Source organism: Erysipelatoclostridium sp. An173 (assembly GCF_002160495.1).
Taxonomy (GTDB): domain Bacteria; phylum Bacillota_I; class Bacilli_A; order Erysipelotrichales; family Coprobacillaceae; genus Thomasclavelia; species Thomasclavelia merdavium.
Genome location: NZ_NFKR01000105.1, coordinates 1 through 935, shown reverse-complemented (window position 1 = coordinate 935; position 935 = coordinate 1). Strand labels below are relative to the sequence as shown.

Below are 935 nucleotides of genomic sequence, written 5' to 3'. Positions count from 1 at the left end.
GCCACTCGAGCCCGAAGGCTCGCGTTCGACTTGCATGTATTAGGCACGCCGCCAGCGTTCATCCTGAGCCAGGATCAAACTCTCCATTGTCTTATCCTTTTCAAAGCCTATCGGCTTCTGCTCTCTTTTTATCTATTAATTGACGTGTGTTCTTTTCGATTCTGTTCAGTTTTCAATGTCCTCTCCGGCTCTTTTGCCGACTAGTTTATCCTACACTCTTTTCTCTCGTTTGTCAATTCTTTTTTTTACTTTTTTCGCTCGGCCATTCCTTTGAACCTCGCTCCTTCTCTCGAGTGCCCTATTAATCTACCACATCCTCTTTACTTTGTAAATACCTTTTTTTACTTTTTTATCCCTTCCCGCTTTTTCTCCCTTTTTATCACTCTTTTTCCCTGTCATTTTTTTATTAATAAAACGATAATAATTAAAATTGATGAATTAACAGTTAATTTATAAAAAATTTATTTTACAATATAAAACTAAATAAAACTAATTTGAATAAAAATATTGAAAGATCATATCAAACAAACTTACCTTAATATAAATTTTAATAGAAAATTAACCAACAACCAGTAAAATAATCCGTTAAAAGCAAAATAGATACAACTATTATTATATGTAAAAACTTGATAAATAAATATTAGTATACTGAAAATTGACTTAAGCATAATTATAAACATACAGCAATTAAACCTAAAATATAAATGCTACTATTAATATGTACAAAAACGATCATATAAAAATGTACAAAATCAATGCAACATAATATAATAATTCAGTTTTTATTGGAGGTTATATTATGATTATGAATTTAACAGTTAGTTCGAGTATTGAGATTAATTGTTTGCTTGATTTACCAAAATTGAAAGTATTAGTAGAGGAGTTAAAATTGAAAATAAATAAATCACAAATTGCCCGAGAGCTTGGTGTAGATA

1 rRNA gene and 1 pseudogene are annotated in these 935 nt (G+C 29.6%); one reads left to right on the top strand and one right to left on the bottom strand.

The features are described 5' to 3' along the window. Window positions 1-90 (bottom strand): 16S ribosomal RNA (locus B5F09_RS14570); the annotation flags it as partial. Between the two features lie 709 nt (window positions 91-799). On the opposite strand from B5F09_RS14570, the pseudogene B5F09_RS15500 reads away from it, so the two are divergent. Then, window positions 800-935 (top strand): annotated as a pseudogene (locus tag B5F09_RS15500) (IS21 family transposase); the annotation flags it as partial.